The organism is Protofrankia sp. CiP1_Cm_nod3 (assembly GCF_982290655.1).
Map to the genome: position 1 here is coordinate 4545 of NZ_CEVIVD010000123.1, position 1492 is coordinate 6036.

Here is a 1492-nt window from a genome sequence, read left to right on the forward strand (position 1 = left end):
TTCTGTGTTTCTCCGGATGCTCCGGGTTACCGGAGGGCGTCGTCGCCGTCAGAGCGCGCCGAAACCGACCCGGCGTGTCTCGGCTTCGGCGATCTCGACGTAGGCCAGCTTCCCGATCGGGATGACGACCCGCCGGCCCTTCTCGTCCACGAGCGTGAGCAGCCCCAGATCCGACCTGATCGCGTCGGTGACCGCCTGGGCCACGTCGTCCGGCGACTGGCCGCTCTCAATGATCAGTTCGCGCCCGACGTTCTGGATCCCGATCTTGACCTCCACCAGTGGTGACCTCCGTGTTCGTCAGGTGTGCCGTCCAGGTTCCTGGCGACGTCCGGCGGCGGGAGAGGAGCGAGGGTCTCGCCGTCTTCGGCCGGCTAGGTCACCATAGGGCCTACGGCGCGGGGTGTGGGACGTGGCCGGGCCATGTTCGCTGGAGGCGTCAGGGCCCGCTGGAGGCGTCACCGCCGCTGGCGGTTTCCCGGGGTGGCTCCCGGGGGGGTGCCGGGTCGGCGCCGGCGGGAGTGCGGCGCGGGTATCCGGCGAGTCCCCGCCAGGCCAGCTCGACCATGGTCGCGACGGCCTGTTCCTTCGAGACCGCCTCGCCGGTGACCAGCCACCAGCGGGCGCCGGTCTCGGCGAGGCCCACCAGCCCGATCGAGAGCAGCTCGGCCTCGGCCGGGCCGACGCCGGTGTCCGCGGCGATGACGTCCGCGATGGCGTTGGCGCACTCGGTGAAACTGTTCTCCACCCGCTTGCGGACGGCGGGCTCGCTGCGCAGGTCGGACTCGAGAACGAGCTGGTAGGCGCCGCTGGGATCGTCGACGAAGTCGAAGTAGGCCGCGATCGACCGGGCGATCCGGGTGTGGTTGTCGGTGGTGGACGCGAGTGCCCGCTGCACACTGGAGACGAGGGCATGGGCCTGCTCGTCCAACAGCGCCAGGTAGAGCTCGAGCTTTCCGGGAAAGTGCTGGTAGAGGACGGGCTTGCTGACGCCCGCGCGTTCGGCGATCTCGTCCATCGCCGCGGCGTGATAGCCCTGGGCAACGAAAACTTCACGAGCCGCTCCCAGCAGCTGGAAGCGGCGAGCGGTGCGCGGCAGCCGGGCGGTCTTGCCTGAACGCGGTTGCGGCGCGGCCGGCTCGGCGCTCACCGGCGCACCTCCTTTGATCGGCCGAGCCTCGGTGCCGGCTCGGCGGCTGCCCGTGCCGGGCATGGTGCCCGTCCGGATACCCGGGCTGGGCGTCGCGCCCGGTCGGGACCCGACCCGTGGTGCTTTGTCATGTTATGTGAACACAAGAGGAGCACATCGGATCCGGGCGGAATCCGGGTGCCCACGGATGTGGATACCCGACGGGGGCGAACCCGCTGGTGGCTCACCGTACCTTTCCTGCCGGCCCCCGTCCCGACTGATCCCGTCCTGGCGGATTCCCGTACCTGCCCGAGGGGCCGCGGGCGGACCGGTCACCGGTCTCCCGTGCGGACGTGCCGCGCCGGC

General features: G+C 70.9%; 2 protein-coding genes. Both read right to left on the reverse strand.

All coding sequences use genetic code 11. From position 1 onward, the window contains the following. Nucleotides 1-48: 48 nt before the first annotated feature. Nucleotides 49-276: a DUF3107 domain-containing protein gene (locus AC5LUJ_RS18975; RefSeq protein ID WP_250286910.1), complete on the reverse strand. Its 228-nt coding sequence runs from the start codon at nucleotides 274-276 to the stop codon at nucleotides 49-51. A 160-nt stretch (nucleotides 277-436) separates the two neighbouring features. After that, a complete protein-coding gene (locus tag AC5LUJ_RS18980) occupies nucleotides 437-1147 on the reverse strand; it encodes a TetR/AcrR family transcriptional regulator (RefSeq protein WP_250286908.1) in 711 nt (236 codons plus the stop codon). Between the last annotated feature and the right edge of the window lie 345 nt (nucleotides 1148-1492).